19 protein-coding genes, 1 pseudogene and 1 riboswitch are annotated in these 19,306 nt (G+C 72.9%); of the genes and pseudogenes, 13 read left to right on the forward strand and 7 right to left on the reverse strand.

Annotated features, from left to right (window positions below; translation table 11 throughout):
- The first annotated feature begins 37 nt into the window (after positions 1–37).
- The 3 genes from E1212_RS18340 to ppk2 are packed head-to-tail and all read left to right on the forward strand — an operon-like array spanning position 38 to position 4,609.
- Positions 38–1,771 (forward strand): ABC transporter ATP-binding protein, encoded by a 1,734-nt coding sequence (locus tag E1212_RS18340; RefSeq protein ID WP_131985063.1) that lies wholly within the window; start codon positions 38–40, stop codon positions 1,769–1,771.
- Complete coding sequence (locus E1212_RS18345; protein WP_131985064.1) at positions 1,768–3,762, forward strand: ABC transporter ATP-binding protein; 1,995 nt, start codon at positions 1,768–1,770, stop codon at positions 3,760–3,762. The genes E1212_RS18340 and E1212_RS18345 overlap by 4 nt, the downstream gene beginning before the upstream one ends.
- A 10-nt stretch (positions 3,763–3,772) precedes the next feature.
- Positions 3,773–4,609, forward strand: coding sequence for a polyphosphate kinase 2 (gene ppk2 / locus E1212_RS18350; protein WP_131985066.1), 837 nt, complete (start codon positions 3,773–3,775; stop codon positions 4,607–4,609).
- Here the strand turns inward: ppk2 and E1212_RS18355 are convergent.
- Positions 4,602–6,050 carry an ankyrin repeat domain-containing protein gene (locus E1212_RS18355; protein ID WP_131985068.1) on the reverse strand — a complete coding sequence of 483 codons (1,449 nt, stop codon included), beginning with the start codon at positions 6,048–6,050 and terminating at the stop codon, positions 4,602–4,604. The genes ppk2 and E1212_RS18355 overlap by 8 nt on opposite strands.
- A gap of 225 nt (positions 6,051–6,275) precedes the next feature.
- Here E1212_RS18355 and E1212_RS18360 point away from each other — a divergent pair, with 225 nt between their 5' ends.
- The 4 genes and pseudogenes from E1212_RS18360 to E1212_RS18375 all read left to right on the forward strand — a co-directional run bounded on the left by E1212_RS18360 (position 6,276) and on the right by E1212_RS18375 (position 9,622).
- The gene (locus E1212_RS18360) at positions 6,276–7,751 is read left to right on the forward strand and encodes a metallophosphoesterase family protein (protein ID WP_131985070.1); all 1,476 of its coding nucleotides are present in this window, start codon (positions 6,276–6,278) and stop codon (positions 7,749–7,751) included.
- Positions 7,664–7,951 (forward strand): annotated as a pseudogene (locus E1212_RS31155) (outer membrane protein assembly factor BamB family protein); the annotation flags it as partial. The gene E1212_RS18360 and the pseudogene E1212_RS31155, both read left to right, overlap by 88 nt.
- 130 nt (positions 7,952–8,081) lie before the next feature.
- Entirely contained in the window at positions 8,082–8,477 is a 396-nt protein-coding gene (locus E1212_RS18370) for an outer membrane protein assembly factor BamB family protein (RefSeq protein WP_420814393.1), read from the forward strand.
- 176 nt (positions 8,478–8,653) lie between these two features.
- The gene (locus E1212_RS18375; protein ID WP_131985074.1) at positions 8,654–9,622 is read left to right on the forward strand and encodes an NAD(P)/FAD-dependent oxidoreductase; all 969 of its coding nucleotides are present in this window, start codon (positions 8,654–8,656) and stop codon (positions 9,620–9,622) included.
- Here the strand turns inward: E1212_RS18375 and E1212_RS18380 are convergent.
- The 5 genes from E1212_RS18380 to E1212_RS18400 all read right to left on the reverse strand — a co-directional run bounded on the left by E1212_RS18380 (position 9,580) and on the right by E1212_RS18400 (position 13,332).
- Positions 9,580–10,623 carry an iron-siderophore ABC transporter substrate-binding protein gene (locus tag E1212_RS18380; RefSeq protein ID WP_131985076.1) on the reverse strand — a complete coding sequence of 348 codons (1,044 nt, stop codon included), beginning with the start codon at positions 10,621–10,623 and terminating at the stop codon, positions 9,580–9,582. The genes E1212_RS18375 and E1212_RS18380 overlap by 43 nt on opposite strands.
- 43 nt (positions 10,624–10,666) lie before the next feature.
- Entirely contained in the window at positions 10,667–11,365 is a 699-nt protein-coding gene (locus E1212_RS18385; protein ID WP_203416980.1) for a hypothetical protein, read from the reverse strand.
- A gap of 120 nt (positions 11,366–11,485) precedes the next feature.
- Positions 11,486–12,163 carry a phosphotransferase gene (locus E1212_RS18390; protein ID WP_131985078.1) on the reverse strand — a complete coding sequence of 226 codons (678 nt, stop codon included), beginning with the start codon at positions 12,161–12,163 and terminating at the stop codon, positions 11,486–11,488.
- Positions 12,160–12,594 carry a TIGR03667 family PPOX class F420-dependent oxidoreductase gene (locus E1212_RS18395; protein ID WP_131985080.1) on the reverse strand — a complete coding sequence of 145 codons (435 nt, stop codon included), beginning with the start codon at positions 12,592–12,594 and terminating at the stop codon, positions 12,160–12,162. Before E1212_RS18395 ends, E1212_RS18390 begins: the two co-directional genes overlap by 4 nt.
- 57 nt (positions 12,595–12,651) lie before the next feature.
- Entirely contained in the window at positions 12,652–13,332 is a 681-nt protein-coding gene (locus E1212_RS18400; protein ID WP_131985082.1) for a class I SAM-dependent DNA methyltransferase, read from the reverse strand.
- A 91-nt stretch (positions 13,333–13,423) separates the two neighbouring features.
- On the opposite strand from E1212_RS18400, the gene E1212_RS18405 reads away from it, so the two are divergent.
- Both E1212_RS18405 and E1212_RS30805 read left to right on the forward strand, forming a co-directional pair.
- Entirely contained in the window at positions 13,424–13,648 is a 225-nt protein-coding gene (locus E1212_RS18405; RefSeq protein WP_131985084.1) for a hypothetical protein, read from the forward strand.
- A gap of 2 nt (positions 13,649–13,650) precedes the next feature.
- Positions 13,651–14,247 (forward strand): Clp protease N-terminal domain-containing protein, encoded by a 597-nt coding sequence (locus tag E1212_RS30805; RefSeq protein WP_131985086.1) that lies wholly within the window; start codon positions 13,651–13,653, stop codon positions 14,245–14,247.
- 23 nt (positions 14,248–14,270) lie between these two features.
- On the opposite strand, the gene E1212_RS18415 is transcribed toward E1212_RS30805, so the two are convergent.
- Complete coding sequence (locus E1212_RS18415) at positions 14,271–14,696, reverse strand: nitroreductase family deazaflavin-dependent oxidoreductase (RefSeq protein WP_131985088.1); 426 nt, start codon at positions 14,694–14,696, stop codon at positions 14,271–14,273.
- Positions 14,697–14,725: 29 nt separating this feature from the next.
- Here E1212_RS18415 and E1212_RS18420 point away from each other — a divergent pair, with 29 nt between their 5' ends.
- The 4 genes from E1212_RS18420 to serA all read left to right on the forward strand — a co-directional run bounded on the left by E1212_RS18420 (position 14,726) and on the right by serA (position 19,173).
- Positions 14,726–15,793 carry an alpha/beta hydrolase family protein gene (locus E1212_RS18420; protein ID WP_203416981.1) on the forward strand — a complete coding sequence of 356 codons (1,068 nt, stop codon included), beginning with the start codon at positions 14,726–14,728 and terminating at the stop codon, positions 15,791–15,793.
- A 15-nt stretch (positions 15,794–15,808) separates the two neighbouring features.
- Positions 15,809–15,901: riboswitch (TPP riboswitch) on the forward strand.
- Positions 15,902–15,957: 56 nt separating this feature from the next.
- Positions 15,958–16,770 carry a bifunctional hydroxymethylpyrimidine kinase/phosphomethylpyrimidine kinase gene (gene thiD, locus E1212_RS18425; RefSeq protein WP_131985090.1) on the forward strand — a complete coding sequence of 271 codons (813 nt, stop codon included), beginning with the start codon at positions 15,958–15,960 and terminating at the stop codon, positions 16,768–16,770.
- The gene (locus E1212_RS18430) at positions 16,767–17,447 is read left to right on the forward strand and encodes a TenA family protein (protein ID WP_131985092.1); all 681 of its coding nucleotides are present in this window, start codon (positions 16,767–16,769) and stop codon (positions 17,445–17,447) included. The genes thiD and E1212_RS18430 overlap by 4 nt, the downstream gene beginning before the upstream one ends.
- Positions 17,448–17,583: 136 nt before the next feature.
- The gene (gene serA / locus E1212_RS18435) at positions 17,584–19,173 is read left to right on the forward strand and encodes a phosphoglycerate dehydrogenase (protein WP_131985094.1); all 1,590 of its coding nucleotides are present in this window, start codon (positions 17,584–17,586) and stop codon (positions 19,171–19,173) included.
- Positions 19,174–19,306: the final 133 nt, after the last annotated feature.

Below are 19,306 nucleotides of genomic sequence, written 5' to 3' on the forward strand. Positions count from 1 at the left end.
TCGCCTCACATCCGATACTCCAGTTCGGAGCCGCTCCATGCTCATCACCCTGCTGCGGACCCACCTGCGTCCGTACCGCCGGTGGCTCGGCGCCGTGGTCGTGCTGCAGTTCGTCGGCACGCTGGCCTCGCTCTACCTGCCCAGCCTGAACGCGGACATCATCGACAACGGCATCGCCCGCGGCGACACCGGCTACATCATGTCGACCGGCGGATGGATGCTGGCGGCGACGGTGGTGCAGATCACCTGTACCGTCGGCGCCGTCTACTTCGGCGCCAGGACCGCCATGGCGTTCGGCCGCGACGTCCGGGCCGCCGTCTTCCACCGGGTCGGCGAGTTCTCCGCCCGCGAGGTCGGCCGGTTCGGTGCGCCGTCGCTGATCACCCGCAACACCAACGACGTCCAGCAGGTCCAGATGCTGGTGCTGATGTCGTGCACGCTGCTGGTCATGGCGCCGATCATGGCGGTCGGCGGTGTCATCATGGCGCTGCGCGAGGACGTCGGACTGGCCTGGCTGCTGTTGATCTGCGTGCCGGCGCTGGTCGTCGGCATCGCGCTGATCGCCCGCCGCATGGTGCCGGGCTTCCGGCTCATGCAGGAGCGCATCGACGGCGTCAACCGGGTCATGCGCGAACAGATCACCGGCATCCGCGTGGTCCGCGCGTTCGTCCGCGAGCGGTTCGAGCAGGGCCGGTTCGCCGTCGCCAACACCGCGCTCACCGAGACCGCGCTGCACGTCGGCCGGCTGCAGGCGCTGGTGTTCCCGTGGGTGATGCTGGTGATGAACGTGTCCAGCGTGGCCGTGCTGTGGTTCGGGGCGGAGCGCATCGACCAGGGACACATGGAGATCGGCGCGCTGACGGCGTTCCTGACCTATCTCATCCAGATCCTGATGGCGGTCATGATGGCGACGTTCATGCTGGTCATGATCCCGCGAGCGGCGGTCTGCGCGGAGCGGATCGGCGAGGTGCTCACCACGGACTCGTCGGTCGTGCCGCCGTCGGCACCGGTGACGACGCTGCCCGCCCGCCTGGCGCTGGAGCTGCGCGGCGCCGGGTTCGCCTACCCGGGGGCCGACGAGCCGGTGCTGCGCGACGTGAGCTTCACCGCCGAGCCGGGCACCACGACGGCCATCGTCGGCAGCACCGGGTCGGGCAAGTCCACGCTGGTCAACCTGGTGCCGCGGCTCATCGACGCGACGGCGGGCCAGGTGCTCGCCGGCGGGGTCGACGTCCGCGACCTCGACCCCGACGTGCTGCGCTCACGCATCGGCCTCGTGCCGCAGAAGGCGTACCTGTTCTCCGGCACCGTCGCGAGCAATCTGCGCTACGGAAACCCCGACGCCGGCGACGACGACCTGTGGCAGGCGCTCGAGATCGCGCAGGTGGCCGGCTTCGTCCGCGAGCTGCCCGGAGGCCTCGACGCGCCGATCGCCCAGGGCGGCACCAACGTGTCCGGCGGGCAGCGGCAGCGCCTCGCCATCGCCCGCGCGCTCGTCCGCAAGCCCGACCTGTACCTGTTCGACGACTCGTTCTCCGCGCTCGACCTCGCCACCGACGCCCGGCTGCGGGCGGCGCTGTGCCCGCACACCACGAACGCCGCGGTGGTCATCGTCGCGCAGCGGATCTCCACCGTCATCGACGCCGACCAGATCGTGGTGCTCGACGACGGCGCCGTCGTCGGCCTGGGATCGCACGCCGAACTGATCGAGAGCTGCCCGACCTACACCGAGATCGTCGAGTCGCAGCTGACCGCGGAGGAGGCTGCATGAGCGGGTCCAGGCCGGCGGCAACGGCGACGGCTGCGGCTCCCGCCCGGCCCGGCGGAGGCATGCGCCCGGGCGGACCGGGCGGACCGTTCGGCGGCATGGCCGGGCCGCCGCAGAAGCCGCTGAACTTCGGCCCGTCGGCGAAGCGCCTGGTCGGCCGGCTGGCGCCGGAGCGGCTCGGGGTGATGCTGGTGGTCGTGCTGACCGTGGTCAGCGTGGCGCTGAACGCCATCGGGCCGCGGCTGCTCGGCCACGGCACCGACCTGATCTTCCAGGGCATCATCGGCCGGCAGCTGCCCGAGGGTGTGACGAGGGACCAGGCGGTCGAGAACCTGCGGGCCGACGGCCAGAACACCTTCGCCGACATGATCACCGGCATGAGCGTGATGCCCGGCCAGGGCATCGACTTCGGCGCGCTGCAGTCGGTGCTGCTGGGCGTGCTGGCGCTGTACGTGGGCGCGTCGCTGTTCATGTGGCTGCAGGCGTACCTGCTCAACGACATCGTGCAGCGGACGGTGTTCCGGCTGCGCTCCGACGTCGAGGACAAGATCCACCGCCTGCCGCTGAAGTACTTCGACGTCAACGCGCGCGGCGACGTGCTGAGCCGAGTCACCAACGACATCGACAACGTCTCGCAGAGCCTGCAGCAGACCCTGAGCCAGCTGCTGAACTCGCTGCTCACCGTCGTCGGCGTGCTGGCGATGATGCTGTGGATCTCGCCGCTGCTGGCACTGATCGCGCTGGCCACGATCCCGTTGTCGCTCATCATCACCACGCTGGTGGCGAAGCGGTCGCAGCAGCAGTTCGTCGCGCAGTGGGCGCACACCGGCGCGCTGAACGGGCAGATCGAGGAGGCCTACACCGGCCACGCGCTGGTCAAGGTGTTCGGCCGGCAGCGCGAGGTCGAGCAGTCGTTCGGCGCGAAGAACGACGAGCTGTTCCAGGCAAGCTTCGGCGCCCAGTTCGTGTCCGGGCTGATCATGCCGGCGATGTTCTTCCTCGGGAACCTCAACTACGTCGCGATCGCCGTCGTCGGCGGCCTGCGGGTGGCGTCGGGGACGATGACCCTGGGCGAGGTGCAGGCGTTCGTGCAGTACACCCGCCAGTTCACCCAGCCGCTGACCCAGGTGGCGTCCATGGCGAACGTGCTGCAGTCCGGCGTCGCGTCGGCGGAGCGGGTGTTCGAGCTGCTCGACGAGCCGGAGCAGGTGCCCGATTCCACCGATCCGGCGACGCTGGACCGGCAGCCGCGCGGCCGGGTCGAGTTCGAGCACGTCTCGTTCAGCTACGACCCGGACCAGCCGCTCATCGAGGACCTCTCGCTGGTGGCGGAGCCGGGCCGGACGGTGGCGATCGTCGGGCCGACCGGCGCGGGCAAGACCACGCTGGTCAACCTGATCATGCGGTTCTACGAGCTGCAGGGCGGCCGCATCACCATCGACGGCCGCGACATCGCCGAGCTGAGCCGCGACGAGCTGCGGTCGAACATCGGCATGGTGCTGCAGGACACCTGGCTGTTCGGCGGGACGATCCGCGAGAACCTCGCCTACGGTGACCCGACGGCGTCGGAGGCCCAGATCCGCGCGGCGGCCGAGGCGACCTACGTCGACCGGTTCGTCCACTCGCTGCCCGGCGGTTACGACACCGTCATCGACGAAGAGGGCGACAACATCAGCGCCGGTGAGAAGCAGCTGCTCACCATCGCGCGGGCGTTCCTCGCCGACCCGGCCATCCTCATCCTCGACGAGGCGACGTCGTCGGTCGACACCCGCACCGAGGTGCTGGTGCAGCACGCCATGGCCGCGCTGCGCAGCGACCGGACGAGCTTCGTCATCGCACACCGGCTCTCGACCATCCGCGACGCCGACCTGATCCTGGTGATGCGCGACGGCGCCATCGTCGAGCAGGGCTCGCACACCGAGCTGCTCGAGCGCCGCGGAGCATACTTCGATCTGTACAACAGCCAGTTCGCGCTGCCCGCCGTCGAGGAATGAGGGAGCCACCGTGGCGAAGAAGAACCGTGCGGCCGGGCCGGCCGGCGACGACCGGCCGGCCCGGGTGCCGAGGAAGATCTACGAGAAGGAGCTGTTCCGGCTGCAGGCGCAGCTGGTGACGCTCCAGGAGTGGGTCCGGCAAGAGGGCGCCCGCGTCGTCGTGGTGTTCGAGGGGCGCGACGCGGCCGGCAAGGGCAGCACGATCAAGCGCGTCACGCAGTACCTCAACCCGCGCATCGCGCGCATCGCCGCCCTGCCGGCGCCGACCGAGCGCCAGCGCGGCCAGTGGTACTTCCAGCGCTACGTGGAGCACCTGCCGGCCGCCGGCGAGATCGTGCTGTTCGACCGCAGCTGGTACAACCGTGCCGGCGTCGAGCGGGTCATGGGCTTCTGCACGAAGGAGGAGTACCAGCGCTTCCTCAGCCAGGCGCCGATCTTCGAGCGGATGCTGGTCGAGGACGGCATCCTGCTGCGCAAGTACTGGTTCTCGGTGAGCGACGGCGAGCAGGAGCGCCGGTTCCGGTCGCGTCTCGAGGACCCGATGCGACGGTGGAAGCTCTCGCCGATGGACCTCGAGTCGGTCAGCCGCTGGGAGGACTACTCGCGCGCCAAGGACGACATGTTCGTGCACACCGACATCCCCGAGGCACCGTGGTACGTGGTCGAGAGCGAGGACAAGCGGGCCGCGCGGATCAACATGATCGCGCACCTGCTCTCGACCATCTCCTACCACGAGGTGCAGCGCCGGCCGCTGGAGCTGCCGCCGCGGCCGGCGGTCAAGGGCTACGAGCGGCCGCCGCGCGAGATGCAGACCCACGTGCCGGACCACGCGGCCTCGCTCACCTGACGCCGTCGCCGAACTCGTCGTCGTCCGGCAGCACGACCCCGTGGTCGCGCAGCGCCTGGGCGCAGCCCGCCCAGTCCGCGACGATCCCGACCTCCTCGTTGTTCAGTGACGCCCACGACAGGGTGCCGACGACGGTGTCACCGAAGCCGTGCCGCACAGCCGGGTCGGCGCCGTGCTCGAGGAGGAACCGGGTGAGGCCGGCGTCGCCGCGGAAGACGGCGTGGTTGAGCGCGGTCGCATGCCAGTCGCCGCCGGGGGTGTCGATGGGCCAACCCGCCTCGACCAGGAGCCGGACGGCGTCGGCGGCGCCGCCCGCGGCGAGGTCGGGCAGCAGCCGCCGCTGAGCGTCGTCCAGAGCCGCGATCAACCCCGGATGGTCCGCGAGCAGCCGCCGGGCGGTGTCGCCGTCGCCGCTGGTGCTCGCGGCGATCAGCTGCTCGGCCGGGTCGTCCGTCTCGCTCCCGGGGAGCAGCGCGGCGGCCTCGGTCAGGCCGAACCGCAGCGCCAGGCGGTGGGCGCCGACCCCGTCCGGGCTGACGACGCGCGGGTCGGCCCCGGCGTCGAGCAGCAGCCGCACGAACGCCGTCGAGCACCGTCGTCGCAGGGCGAAGAGCAGCGGCGACCCCCACGACGGCGACGGCTCGTTCGCGTCGCCGCCGTGCTCGAGCAGCAGCCGCAGCACATCGGCGTCGTCGTGGTCGGCGACGGCGTACATCGCGTTCGTGCCGGTCACCGTCGCGCCGGCGGCCAGGAGCAGCCGCACGCAGCCGACGTCGCCGAGCGAGTGGTAGAGCGACTCGTCGTCGTCGGGATCGGCGCCGCGCTCCAGGAGCAGCGCGGTCAGCTCGCGGTCGTGCGTGACGCCGGCGGCGCCGTAGAGCGCGCTCAGCGGGTGCCCGCCGGGTGAAGTGGCCGCCTGGTTCGGGTCGGCGCCGGCGTCGAGCAGCACCCGGGCGCACTCCCGCAGGCCGGGCGCGAACTCCGGCAGCCGGACGAGCGACGAGTGCGTGACGGCGACCAGCGGTGGCAGGCCGAGCGGGCCGCCGGGCCGGTGCACCCAGCCGGGGTCGGCGGCGACCGCACTGCTGACGCCGTCGACGTCGCCCACGGCACAGGCGAGGTAAGGGTCGGAGAGGTCGATCCGCCCGATCCATCGTGCGGCTTCAGACGGCCGGGCCGCGTGCGTGCCGCCGATGGTGCCGCCGGCGTAGACCAGCCGGAGCCAGTCGAGCACCGTCGGGCCACGCAGCTCCTCGACGTGGCGGCGCAGCGCCGGCCAGGAGGGGAAGCCGTACTCGCGAGCGAGCCGGAACTGCGCGTCGCTCAGCCGCGCGCCGGGTTCGTCGTCGCGGAGGCGTCGCAGCAGCTCTTTGGCCTGCTTCTTCAGGTGGGCGAGATCGGGGTGGGCGGGCAGCTCGGGCATCGAGACCTCCGTGCGCATGGCGCCGATGGCCCGCAGAGTCGGCCGCACAAAGGCTCGGACGTGTGCCGTGCTGACGGAGTGGGTTCGACCCTGCCCGCGGACCCGGACGCGGCTCCGGCCGCGCTCCAGCCGAGCCTACCGTCTTCACCGGCCGGTCCGGGGGTGTTCATCCGCCGGGCGCCGGCAGCTCGATCATGACCCCTACCGTGACGGCCAGTCGACGGCGAGCCGGGAGGGTGCGCGATGACCGACACACCGAGCAGGGTCCTCGATCGGCGCCGGTTCCTCGGGCTGGCGGGCATCGCGGCGGCGGGCACGCTGGTCGCCTCGTCCGGACTCAGCCCGTTCGCCCGGCCTGCTCGGGCGGCGGCCTCCGACGACGGCGTGAGCCTGCGCTTCGCGGTGGTCACCGACACCCACGCCAGCCCGGAGGAGCCGGTCCGGCTGCAGCTGCTGCCGCGCGTGTTCCAGTCCATCGACCGCGCCGGCCCGGACTTCGTCGTCAACTGCGGCGACATCACCGACTACGGCGCCGGCGCGGAGTTCGACGCCTACCTGTCGACCATCCCCGAGACGCTGCGGCCGCGGATGCGCCACGTCCCCGGCAACCACGAGGTGCGCTGGGACGTCAACGCCGGCCAGCTCTACGCGCAGACGTTCGGCCCGGCGCCCTACGCGTTCGACGCGGGCGGGCTGCGGCTGATCGGGCTCGACCCGACCCAGCTGTTGCAGGAGCCCGGCCACTTCGGCCCGGAGCGGCTGCGCTGGCTCGGTGACCAGGTGCGCGACGCGGCGCCCGCCGTCCTGTTCCAGCACTTCCCGTACGGCGCGGACCACTACTACGTCAACGACCAGGACGCGTTCTTCCAGACGGTGACCGGGTCGCCGGTGCGGGCGGTCTTCGCCGGCCACGTGCACGCCGAGGGCGTCTACCGGTCCAACGGATTCACGCAGGTCACGGGGGCCGCGACCCGCAACGCCGCGCTCTACTACTGGGTCGAGCGGGCCGACGACGCCGGCCACCCGGTGCTGCGGGTATGGGTGGTGACGGTGGCGCTGGACGGCGTGGAGGTGCGGCGCGAGCTGACGACGGTCCCGCTCGGCGGCACCGGGCCCGGCCGGCTGCTGGCGCCGGGCCGTGTGGTCATCGACCTCGCGGCCGGCGGTGCGCTGAACGTCCGGGTCGAGGTGCCGCGCGACGCGGCTCCGGCGCAGGTCCGCGCCCAGGTCTACCCGCAGCACGTGTTCGGCGGGCGCACCGCCGGGACCTGGGTGCCGCTGACGGCGCCGGGCCGGAGTCGCTGGTGGTCCGGGACCGTCGACGCCGGGACGCTGCCGCCGGGCGGGCACCGGCTGCAGCTGCGGGTCGTCGGATCCGACGGCGCGACCTTCGAGTCGACGGCGGCCTTCTCGCTGCCCGCGGTGGAGGGCACGCCGTCGCGGTGCTGGTCGCGGTCGCTGGCCGGGAGCGTGCAGGGTGCACTGACGCCGACGCCGGACGGGCTGGTCGTGGCCGGGTCGACGGGCGGCGACGTCACGCTCGCCGACCCGCGGCGCGACGGGCGGGCGCGCTGGACCGCCGGGTCGGGCCGGTGCTGCGCGCGTCGGCCGTCCTCGGCGAGACGGTGTTCGTGCCGTCGGCGGACCACCTGCTGTACGCGCTGGCCGCGTCGTCCGGGACGCAGCGGTGGAGCGTCGACGCCGGCGCGCCGGTGCTGAGCGCGCCGCTGGTCACGACCATCGGCGCGGACGCGGTGCCGGCCGTCGTGTTCGCCGCGGGCCGCACGCTGTACGCCGTCTCGCCGGACGACGGAGCCGAGCTGTGGCGGGCCGACCTCGGCGGGTTCTTCGCCGGCCGGGCTGCCTGCGACGGTGCCCGGGTCTACGCCGGCAGCGGCGACGGGTACGCCTACGCCTTCGACGCGCGGACCGGCGAGCGGCTGTGGCGGTTCAGCGACGACGCGCACCAACACCTACGGCCGGCTGCTCTACGGCGCCTGGGACGACACCGTCGAGCTGCTGCCCGGCGGCCTGGTCCTGTTCGCGACGGTGTCCTCCACCTACGCCGTCGACGCCGCGACGGGGGCGCTGCGCTGGCAGGTGGCCAGCGGCTGCATGTACCCGCCGTCGGGGCGGACCGAGCACGGGCTGCTGCTGGTCGACGAGTGGGGCCGGTTCCAGCTGGTCGACCTCGCGACCGGAGCCCGGCACTGGTACGCCGAGCTGGGCGCGCGGACGCTGAACGCCGGCCCGGTGCTCGCCGGCGGCACCGCCTGGGTGGTCGCGACGACCGGGCTGCTCGCCGGCGTCGACGTCGCGACCGGGACCATCGCGCACCGGTTGCAGGTCGGCCCGGCCAATACGTTCAGCACCCCGGTGGTGGTCGGTGGCGTCCTCGTCGTCGGCGACCAGGACGGCGGCCTGCACGGCATCGACCTCCCCTGACGGCGTCCCCCGTTGGGAATGACGTTCACCACGAGATCCCGTGTCGGACTACGCCTGCGATCGTGCTGCGACACGGGATTTCGTGCTGAACGTGATCATCTTCGGTCGGCAACAGCGGTCTTGCTGATTTCGCAAGGACTCTTGCTTGATCGCCGCCGCGCGCGCAGGCTGGGAGCATGACGAATGAGAACCGTTACGACGTAGTCGTGATCGGCGGCGGGGCCGCCGGGCTGAGTGGCGCGCTGACGCTCTCGCGGGCCCGGCGGTCCGTGCTGCTGATCGACGCAGGCCAGCCGCGTAACGCCCCGGCCGAGGGCGTGCACAACTACCTGGGCCGCGAGGGCGCATCGCCGGCCGAGCTCTACCGGACCGGCCGGGCCGAGATCGAGGGGTACGGCGGCGAGATCCGCTCCGGCGCGGTCGAGACGGTCACCGGTGCGGCCGGGGACTTCACCGTCACGCTGGCCGGCGGCGACACCGTCGGCGCCCGGAGGATCCTGCTGGCCACCGGCGCCGCCGACGAGCTGCCCGACGTGCCCGGCGTGCGCGAGCGGTGGGGCCGCGACGTGCTGCACTGCCCGTACTGCCACGGGTGGGAGGTCCGCGACCGCGCGATCGGCGTCCTGGCGACCTCGCCCGGCGGGTTCCACCACGCGCAGCTGCTGCGGCAGTGGTCCGCCGACGTCACGCTGTTCACGCACACCGCCCCGGCGCTCGGCGACGACCAGCTGGCCGACCTCGCCGCCCGCGGCATCCGCGTCGTCGAGGGGACGGTCGCGGCCCTGCGGGTCGAGGACGACGCCATCACCGGGGTCGAGCTCGGGGACGGCGTCGTCGTTCCCGCCGGCGCCGTCGTCGTCCAGCCGATCCCGCGGGCCCGAGCTGCCATGGTCGCCGGCCTCGGGCTCGAGCCGGTCGAGCAGGAGCGCGGCGGCATCGTCGCCGGCACCGCCCTGACCGTCGACCCCATGGGAGGGACGGCGGTGTCCGGTGTCTGGGCGGCCGGCAACGTCGCCGACGTGTTCGCGACGGTGATCAAGTCGGCCGCCGCCGGGGTCGACGCCGCGGCGATGATCAACATGGACCTGATCGTCGCGGGCGTCTACTCGGTGCCTGCGGCGGCCGCGGCCGCATCGGCCAGCTGAGGCAGGTAGTCGTCGAGCATCCACGGGATCGACAGCACCGACGGCGCGGAGCTGGCGGCCACGTACGACTCGCCGACCACCGGGGCGAACGCGCCGGCCGCCACGGCGGGGATGCTCGCGTACGCCGGGTTCGCCGCGAACGCGTCGGCCGCCTCCTGGTCGTCGAACCAGGCGACGAACACGTCGGCCTCGATGTCGCCGACCAGCTCGGGGGAGACGTCGTAGTACACGGCGTCGCCGGGCGCGCTCTCGTCGACGTACGGCGCCACCGTCATGCCGAGGTCGGCGAGCAGCCGCACCCGCACGTCGTCGGAGGTGTAGAGGGCGAGCTGGCCGGCGTTCTCGGCACCGTAGGCGAACGTGGTGCCGTCGAGCTCCGGGTACTCGTCGGAGCGGGTGGCGAGGTACTCCTCGGTGTCGGCGACCAGCTGCTCGGCCTCGCCGGAGCGGCCCAGCGCCTGCCCGACGATCGTGGTCTGCTCCTGCCACGGCGTGCTCCACGGCGCGTCCGGATAGGCGACGGTGGGCGCGATGGCGCTGAGGGTGTCGTACTCCTCCTGCGTGATCCCGGAGTACACGGCCAGGATGACGTCGGGCTCCGCCTCGGCGATCGCCTCGTACGGGATCTCCTCGCCGGCGACGTTCGGGACCAGCGCCGGCAGGTCGCCGTCGCCGATCTCCTCGCGCACCCACGGCAGGACGCCCTCGTCGTCGCCGCCGTAGTCGATCACCGGCATCGCGACCGGCGTGACGCCCAGCGCGACGGCGACGTCCTGGCCGGACGGGCCCCAGGTGGCGACCCGCTCCGGCGCGGCCTCGATGGTGGTGCTGCCGAGGGCGTGCTCGATGGTGACGGGGAACGCGTCGGTGCCGGGCGCGGCCGAGTCGCCGCCGGCGGGAGCCGTGCTGCCGCCGTCGTCGGAGCCGCAGCCGGCGAGGGCCGCGGCTCCGAGCAGCAGCGCGAGCAGGACGGTGGGCAGGCGTCGTCGAGTCACCCGCATAAGTTAGCTCAGGCTAACCTCACTTCGCGAGCCGGTGGCCCGCTCAGGCGCTGACCGTGCCCGTGAGCCGGCAGGCGTCGGCCCAGCGCGCCGGGTCGGCGTGGCCGCGCGGCTCGACCAGGTCGGAGCAGTCGGCGATGGTGAGCTCGAGCAGCTGGTGCAGCAGGGCGTCGGGGTCGGGGACGCAGGCGTTGGCGATGCCCTCGACCGCGCAGCGGACCGCCGTGGGTGCCGCGTAGCGCTGGAAGCCCTTGAGCGTGGTCTGCTCGCCCTCGGCGAAGTCGCGCGCCCACTGGGCCGCCACCGGCACCTGGTCGAGGGCCTCGCGGCTGCGGTCGGTGAGCGTGCCGGCCGGCCGGTGGTCGAGGTCGTCGAGGATGCGCTCGGCCGAGAGGATGGCGACCGCGAGCACCCGCTGCCGCTCGGCCGAGGCCACGGGGACCGCCGTGGCGGCGACCCGCAGCGTGATGACGACGTCCATGCGGGGATCGTCGGAGTCGACGCCGATGACCATGGGCACCAGCGGCGCGAGCTGCGGCCGTCGCTCGTCGGAGATGGCGTCGTTCACCAGCCGGGCGACCGCGGCCAGCAGCGGGTGCGTGCAGGACGGGTGGTCGCTCCAGCGCTCACCGGCGAGGTACGACGCGAATTCCATGAAGCACGCGCCCTTGCGCGCGTTGCGGTGTTTGCCCTTCGAGAGCACCGGCAGCATGCCTGGTGCGTCGTTGTGGAGACCGGACATGGATGCACCCCGAGAGTCTCTTCGGCGGGTTGTGTGCTCTCCATCTTGCTCCTGTCATCGCCCGGATTCCACTGGTTTGCGGCTGCGTTCCGATCGCGTGCGTGATCGCGCACGGGAGCGTCAGGGCAGTTCCAGGGCTCGCCGGGCGACCAGGGCGGCGGCGGTGGCGAGCTGCTCGAGCTCCGTCGTCGTCATCTGTGGGTCGCGGCCGCGGCGGGCGGTGGCGGCCTCGAGGTGGTCCAGCGGGGCGCCGCCGGCCGCCTCGAGGAACGGCCCGACGAGGGCGTCGGCGAGGGGCCCGAGATCCGCCGCGGGGTCGACGGCGACCTGGGCGAGGATCAGGGCGGAGTAGGCGATGTCGAGGCCGGCGGGGCCGTCGGTGGCGTTGCGCCAGTCGATCAGCACCGGGCCGTCGTCGGTGAGGACGACGTTGTCCGGGTGCAGATCGAGGTGGACGACGGTGTCGCCGGGCGCGACCGGGTGCGGGTGGCCGGCGGGCGGGAGGGCGTGCAGCGTCGTGTGCAGGCCGGCGAGCACGGCGGCGGCCTCGTGCGTGGTGCTGTCGCCGGTGGTCAGTGCGCTGAGGAGGGTCGGGCCGGTCAGCCGGTCCAGCACGAGGTCCGGACCACTGGCGTGGTGGACGGCTGGCGCCGGGAACCCGTGAGCGCGGACGTGTGCCATGACGGCGGCCTCGGTGCCCACGTCCTTGCCGTCGCGGTAGCGGCGCAGCACCCGGTCGCCGTCGAGCGCATAGACGTCTGCCGTGCGACCCTCGCCGACGAGCTCGAGGCCGGTCACTCGCCGCGGACGCGGTCGACGCGGATCACCGTCGCGACGGAGTACCGCTGCGCGAACACCGCGGGGCTGCCCGTGATGCGGGTCATCTCGTCGCCGTACTTGGCCAGGTACTCCGGCGACTCGTCCGGTGGCGCGACGTCCTCGCGGATCTCCGCCCGGCCCGTGAGCACCGCGAAGTCGCCGCCGTCGTGGTCGCTGTTCAGGTGCAGCGCGACCCGCGGGTTCTGCTCCAGCCAGTCCAGCCGCTTGGCGTGCCGGTCGTTGTAGATCACGATGTCGTCGCCGCTGCGGACGAACCAGACGGGCGTCGGCTGCGGCGTCCCGCTGGGCGCCACGACGGTGAGCCAGAGGACGCGGTCGTCGCGGAGCCGCTGCGCCAGTCGGCGTCCGAGTTCGGTGCCGATGCCGGGGAAGGTGCCGTCGTCGCTCATGCCACCGAGCCTAGGAGAGGCGCAGCAGGTTCCCTGATCATGTTCGGTGGCGGCGTGTCAGCGACCGCGAGGGGACCTGATCACGGCCTCGGCCTCCGCCAGCAGATATGCCTGCGACGTCTTCTCCGGCGGCACGGACTCCCGCGCCTCCCGGACCAATCGCGCCTCGACCGTGAACCCCGCATCCACCAGCAACGACGCGATCCGGTCGGGCTGTAGTCGATACGCGTCGACGGCGAGTCCGGCATGCCCGTACGCCTGCTCCACACGGACGACCTCGTCGCCCACCTGGAACGCCAGCAACACCCACCCGCCGTCGCGCAGCACGCGGCGGAACTCCGCGAACACCGCGGGCAGCGCCACCGGCGGCGTGTGGATGATCGAGTACCAGGCGACCAGCCCGGCCAGGCTCGCGCCCGCCGCCTCGAGCGCCGTCATGGTCCCCACCGAGAACGACACCTCCGGGCAGGTGCGTCGCGCGACCTCGATCATCGACGGCGACAGATCGACACCCGAGACGTCCAGTCCCGACTCGTGCAGGTACCTCGTGATGCGCCCCGGCCCGCACCCCACCTCGATGACCGGACCGCCGTCGCCGCCGACCAGCTCGGCGAATGCGTCGAGCATCGCGCGGTCGAAGGTCGCCCCGGCGAGGTGGTCGTGCAGCGTCGACGCATAGGACTCGGCGACGGTGTCGTAGGCGGTACGGGTGGCGGTCAGGAAGGCGGGCTCGGTCACAGTTCGGGACCGTACAACCCGCCACCGACACCCATCCCGGCCCCGTCAACGACGGTTGACAACCGGCCGCCTGTCAGCTTAGGTTGACAGCATGACCGGATCGGAGGCACGAGAGGCGGTCGACGCCGCGACCGGCGCCGTCGACGCCGACCCCAGGGTCGGGTTGCGGGCGGTCGCCGCGCTGCGCCGCCTGGTAGAGCGGCTGGAGGCCCTGCAGGTCGACAGCGCACGCCGTCAGGGCTGGTCCTGGGAGGAGATCGGGGCCGCCCTCGGCGTCAGCAGGCAGGCCGTACACAAGAAGCACGCGAGGAGGTAGGGATGTTCGAGCGGTTCACCCACGAGGCCCGCGACGTCGTCATCGGGGCGCAACGCGTGGCCCGCGAGCTGCACCACCGCTGGATCGGCACCGAGCACGTGCTGGTGTCGCTGCTCGCCACGCCGGACGCCCCGGGGGTCGCGACGCTCACGCGCCTCGGGGTCACCCCGGAACGCGGCCGCGAGGCGGTGCTCGCCGTCATCGGCGACGGGTCCGACGGCCTGGGCGACGAGGACACCGAGGCGCTGAAGGCGTTCGGCATCGACCTCGACGAGGTGCGCAAACGCGCCGAGGAGACGTTCGGCCAAGGCGCCCTCGACGCGCCGCTGCCGGCCGGCGGCCGCTGGCGACTCTTCGGCCGGCGCAAGACCGAGCGCGGGCCGGGTCACATCCCGTTCGCGCCGCGGGCGAAGAAGGCGCTGGAGCTGTCGCTGCGCGAGGCGCTGGCGTTGAAGGACGGCTTCATCGGGACGCAGCACATCGTGCTCGGCCTGCTGCGCAGCGACGACCGGCAGACGCTCGCGGTGTTCGAGCGGCTCGGCATCGACCCGCGCGAGACGCGACGCGAGGTCCTCGCCGACCTGCGCAAGGCCGCCTGACGCCCAGCGCCCGGGGGGCCCGGTCAGGCCAGCCGGAAGACGGGGTGCCGGGCGGCCTCCGCGGCGAACGCCTCCGGCGGGTCCGACGGCGAGGCGTCGAAGTACGGACGGGTGATCGGCTCGGCCCTCGCGTAGTCCTTGAGCACCGGGCCGGCCTCGTCGGGCGCACATTCGACGACGACGTGTGTGGCGCTGCGCCGGCCCTGCCGGAGCGACACCTCGCCGGCCGCGCGCAGGTTGAGCACCCACGGGACCGGCCCGTACGGCGCGACCAGGTACCGCGCACCGCCGTGCGACATCACCCGCACCGGCGTGGTCCGAGGCTGCCCCGTCGTCCGGCCGCGGACCGTGAGCAGCGCATACGGCCCGACGGGCAGCACCCGCAGCACCCGGCCGATCGCCGCGTTGCCCACCCGCCGGAACAGGGTCGTGCGATAGGTCCGCGCCATGCCCCTACTCTGCGGGGAGAATGGAGGTCGTGACCAGGTTCCGGGCGACGGCGGCAGCTGCGGTCCTGCTGCTGGCATCCTGCACCGGCTACGGCGACGACGGCGGCGGGCTCACCCCGTCGCCGACCGCCACGCCCACACCGTCGGCCACCGAGACACCGAGCCCGTCCCCGATCCGGACTCCCACACCCACACCCACGCCGACCCCGCCGCCGCACCCGGTCTCGCTGCCGGCCCTCATGCAGCAGCGGTACGACGGCGGCGACCTGCGGCTGGGCGAGGTGCTCGAGACCGCGGACACCTACACCCGCTACGCCGTCACCTACCGCAGCGCCGGCCTGACCATCAGCGGCATCCTCAACCTGCCCGACGGCGCCGGGCCGTTCCCGGTGCTGGTCCTGGCGCACGGCTACATCGACCCCGACGTCTACACGACCGGGCGCGGGCTGCGGCGCGAGCAGGACTACCTCGCCCGCCAGGGATACGCCGTCCTGCACACCGACTACCGCAACCACGCCGGCTCCAGCGACGATCCCGAGAACGAGGTCCGGCTCCGGCTGGGCTACACCGAGGACGTCGTCAACGCGGTCCTCGCCGTCAGGGCGGCCGGCGCCACGATCCCGCAGCTCGACGGCGAGCGCGTCGGCCTGCTCGGCCGCTCGATGGGCGGCGGCGTGACGCTGAACGCGCTGGTCGTGCAGCCCGGACTGGTCGACGCCGCCGTCATCTACGCGTCGGTGAGCTCGAACGCCGTCCAGAACTTCGACCAGTGGATCCGCGGCCAGCCGGGCAACGAGGACCTCACCGACCGGATCATCGCCGCGTACGGCGCGCCCGAGACCAACCCGGAGTTCTGGCAGGGCGTCTCGCCGGTGACGTACGTCGACCGGGTCACCGAGCCGGTGCTGATCCACCACGGCACCGCCGACGAGACCTGCCCGCCGCAGTGGGCCGTCGACACCGACGCCGCCCTCCGCGCCGCCGGCAAGGACGTCACGCTGCAGCTCTACGAGGGCGAGCCGCACGCGTTCGAGGGCGACTGGCAGCTCTCGATCGAGCGGTCGGCGGCCTTCTTCGCGCAACACCTGACCGGCTAGTAGGGTGGCGGCAGAACCGATCGGCCGGGGTGCCCGCAAGGGCTGAGATCACACCCGCCGAACCTGATCCGGGTCATGCCGGCGCAGGGAGACCGACGGTGCCGGCCCACGGCCGGCGGCGTTCGTCGTGCTCCCTTCCCGGCGGAGGGAGCTGACGGCGACACATGACGCCCACGATCATCACGGTGGCGGGGTCCGACCCGTCCGGGGGAGCCGGCATCCAGGCCGACCTCAAGACGTTCTCCGCGCTGCGGGCCTACGGCGGCGCGGTCCTCACGGCGCTGACGGCCCAGAACACCCGCGGCGTCACCGGTGTCCTGCCGATCCCGGGCGCGTTCGTCGCGGAGCAGTTGGACGCGCTCTTCGCCGACCTCGACGTGCGGGCGGTGAAGACCGGCATGCTCGGCAGCCCGGACGTCGTCGAGGCGGTCGCCGACGCCGCCCGCCGGCACGGGGTGCGGAACCTCGTCGTCGACCCGGTCATGGTCGCGACGTCGGGGGACCGGCTGGTCGACGACGCCACGGTCGAGGCGATCCGCGACCGGCTGCTGCCGCTGGCCGCCGTCGTCACGCCGAACCTGCCGGAGACGGCGGCGCTGCTCGGCCTGCCCGCCGTCGCCGCCGACGAGGCCGCCGCTGCCGCCGTCGAGCTACATGCCAAGGGCCCTGCGGCGCTGGTCAAGGGCGGGCACGCGGCCGGGCCCGACTCGGTCGATGTCCTGGCCGACGACGACGGCGTCCTCGAGCTGCGGGTGCCGCGGGTCCCGACGGCGAACACGCACGGCACGGGCTGCACGCTGTCGTCGGCGATCGCCGTCGGCCTCGGGCACGGCCGGCCGCTGCGCGACGCCGTCAGGGCCGCCAAGGCCTACCTCACCGACGCGTTGCTCGCCGCCGACCAGCTGCACGTCGGCGCCGGTCACGGGCCGGTGCACCACTTCCACGCCTGGTGGACTCCGGAAGGGACCCCCGCATGACGTTCTCCGCCGACGCCTGGACCGCCGCCGGTCCGTGGTACGACGCCATCCGCGCGCACCCGTTCCTCACCGGCCTGGCCGACGGGACGCTGGAGCGGAAGGTGTTCCTCCGCTACATCGCCGACGACGCCCACTACCTGTCCCGGTACGCGCGGGCACTGGCGACGACGGCGGCGCGCTGGCCGGTGCCCGAACAGGCCGCCGTGCTCGCGCGGTTCGCCGCCGGTGCCGTCGACGCCGAGCGGCTGCTGCACGAGGCGCTGCTCGCGGAGTCGGGCCTGTCGCTGACCGATGCGCTCGGCGACGCGGAGCCGACGCCGACCTGTCTCGCCTACGTCAGCACGCTGCAGGCCGACGCCGCGCACGCGCCGGTCGCAGTCGCACTGGCCGGGCTGCTGCCGTGCTTCCGCATCTACACCGAGGTCGGGCGCGATCTGGTCACCGTACTCTCAGGGCCCGACGGCGGCAGCCACCCGTATGCCACGTGGCTGCGCACGTACGGCGACCCGGTCTTCGCCGAGGACACCCGCCGGGCCGAGAGCTTCGCCGACGAGCAGGCGGAACGGCATCCGGGCGCCGTCGCCGGCATGCACGAGGCATACGCCCGCGCGACCCGGTTCGAGTGGATGTTCTGGGACGCGGCCTGGCGCGGAGAGACGTGGCCTGAGCCTGCGTAATGTGGATGTGACCAACCGACCACCGTATGACGTGGTGGATGCGCTTCAGGTTTACGTGGCGTTACACTCGGTCGCACCCGGGCCCAGTGTCGCGCTCGTCACACCACGCCCGACACACCCGGAGGTCTAGTCCACCGTGACCAAGCCCGTCGTACTCATCGCCGAAGAGCTCTCGCCCGCCACCGTCGACGCGCTCGGGCCCGACTTCGAGATCCGCAAGGTCGACGGCGCCGACCGCGCGGCCCTGCTGCCGGCCATCGTCGACGTCGACGCGATCCTGGTCCGCTCGGCCACCAAGGTCGACGCCGAGGCCATCGCCGCCGCCAAGAAGCTCAAGGTCATCGCCCGCGCCGGCGTCGGCCTCGACAACGTCGACGTCAAGGCCGCCACGCAGGCCGGTGTCATGGTCGTGAACGCGCCGACCTCCAACATCACCAGCGCCGCGGAGCTCGCCATCGGCCTGCTGCTGTCCACCGCCCGCAACATCGCCCCCGCCGACAAGGCGCTCAAGGGCGGCGAGTGGAAGCGCAGCAAGTACTCCGGCGTCGAGCTGTACGAGAAGACGGTCGGCATCGTCGGCCTGGGCCGCATCGGCGTGCTGGTCGCGCAGCGGCTGTCGTCGTTCGGCATGAACGTCATCGCCTACGACCCCTACGTGCCGGCCGCCCGCGCCGCGCAGATGGGCGTGCGCAGCGTGTCGCTGGACCAGCTGCTCGAAGAGAGCGACTTCATCACCGTCCACCTGCCCAAGACGCCCGAGACCGTCGGCCTCATCGGCGAGCAGGCGCTGCGCAAGGTGAAGCCGTCGGTGCGCATCATCAACGCCGCGCGCGGTGGCATCGTCGACGAGCACGCGCTCGCCCTGGCGCTCAAGGAGGGCCGGGTCGCCGGTGCCGGCATCGACGTGTTCGCGTCCGAGCCGACCACCGAGTCGCCGCTGTTCGAGTTCGAGTCGGTCGTCGTCACGCCGCACCTCGGCGCGTCGACCGACGAGGCGCAGGAGAAGGCCGGCGTGTCGGTCGCTCGTTCCGTCCGGCTGGCGCTGGCCGGTGAGCTGGTGCCCGACGCCGTCAACGTCAAGGGCGGCGCCATCGCCGAGGACGTCCGGCCCGGCATCCCGCTGGCCGAGAAGCTCGGCCGCATCTTCACCGCCCTGGCCGGCGGCGTCGCGACCCAGCTCGACGTCGAGGTCCGCGGCGAGATCACCGCGCACGACGTGAAGATCCTCGAGCTGGCCGCGCTGAAGGGGGTCTTCGCCGACGTCGTCGAGGACCCGGTCTCCTACGTCAACGCCCCGCTCATCGCCGCCGACCGCGGCGTCGAGGTCCGGCTGGTCACCGACGAGGAGTCGTCGGACTACCGCAACCTGGTCACCCTGCGCGGCGTCCTGGCCGACGGCCGCTCGGTGTCCGTGTCGGGCACACTGTCGGGCCCGAAGCACGTCGAGAAGATCGTCGAGGTGCTGGGCTACGACATCGAGGTCGTCCCGGCCGAGCACATGGCGTTCCTGCGCTACACCGACCGCCCCGGCGTCGTCGGCACCGTGGGGCGCGTGCTGGGCGAGGCCGACGTCAACATCGCCGGCATGCAGGTCAGCCGCACCGGCAAGGGCGGCGACGCCCTGGTCGCCATGACCGTCGACCAGGCCGTTCCGGTCCAGGTCCTCGACGACATCGTCGCGGCCATCGGCGCCGAGTGGGGCCGCACCGTCGACCTCGACGGCTGAGCGTGGGGTCGTGGGGTCGGGTGGGGTTCCCCCGTCCCCCTGCTGCCCATTCTCTTAGCCGCGAATCCGCGCTTCAAGCGGACCGGTGGGCGCTGCGCGCCCTTGGGGGTCCGCTTGACCCGCGGCTTCGCGG

The sequence above is a fragment of the Jiangella ureilytica genome (assembly GCF_004348545.1).
Lineage (GTDB): Bacteria > Actinomycetota > Actinomycetes > Jiangellales > Jiangellaceae > Jiangella > Jiangella ureilytica.

Excerpts from the sequence above, each read along its gene's own strand:
- E1212_RS18340 (WP_131985063.1), top strand. The coding sequence starts at position 38 with ATGCTCATCACCCTGCTGCGGACCCACCTGCGTCCGTACCGCCGGTGG.
- E1212_RS18345 (WP_131985064.1), top strand. The coding sequence starts at position 1,768 with ATGAGCGGGTCCAGGCCGGCGGCAACGGCGACGGCTGCGGCTCCCGCC.
- E1212_RS18355 (WP_131985068.1), bottom strand. The coding sequence starts at position 6,050 with ATGCGCACGGAGGTCTCGATGCCCGAGCTGCCCGCCCACCCCGATCTC.
- E1212_RS18360 (WP_131985070.1), top strand. The coding sequence starts at position 6,276 with ATGACCGACACACCGAGCAGGGTCCTCGATCGGCGCCGGTTCCTCGGG.
- E1212_RS18375 (WP_131985074.1), top strand. The coding sequence starts at position 8,654 with ATGACGAATGAGAACCGTTACGACGTAGTCGTGATCGGCGGCGGGGCC.
- E1212_RS18380 (WP_131985076.1), bottom strand. The coding sequence starts at position 10,623 with ATGCGGGTGACTCGACGACGCCTGCCCACCGTCCTGCTCGCGCTGCTG.
- E1212_RS18385 (WP_203416980.1), bottom strand. The coding sequence starts at position 11,365 with ATGTCCGGTCTCCACAACGACGCACCAGGCATGCTGCCGGTGCTCTCG.
- E1212_RS18395 (WP_131985080.1), bottom strand. The coding sequence starts at position 12,594 with ATGAGCGACGACGGCACCTTCCCCGGCATCGGCACCGAACTCGGACGC.
- E1212_RS18405 (WP_131985084.1), top strand. The coding sequence starts at position 13,424 with ATGACCGGATCGGAGGCACGAGAGGCGGTCGACGCCGCGACCGGCGCC.
- E1212_RS30805 (WP_131985086.1), top strand. The coding sequence starts at position 13,651 with ATGTTCGAGCGGTTCACCCACGAGGCCCGCGACGTCGTCATCGGGGCG.
- E1212_RS18415 (WP_131985088.1), bottom strand. The coding sequence starts at position 14,696 with ATGGCGCGGACCTATCGCACGACCCTGTTCCGGCGGGTGGGCAACGCG.
- thiD (WP_131985090.1), top strand. The coding sequence starts at position 15,958 with ATGACGCCCACGATCATCACGGTGGCGGGGTCCGACCCGTCCGGGGGA.
- E1212_RS18430 (WP_131985092.1), top strand. The coding sequence starts at position 16,767 with ATGACGTTCTCCGCCGACGCCTGGACCGCCGCCGGTCCGTGGTACGAC.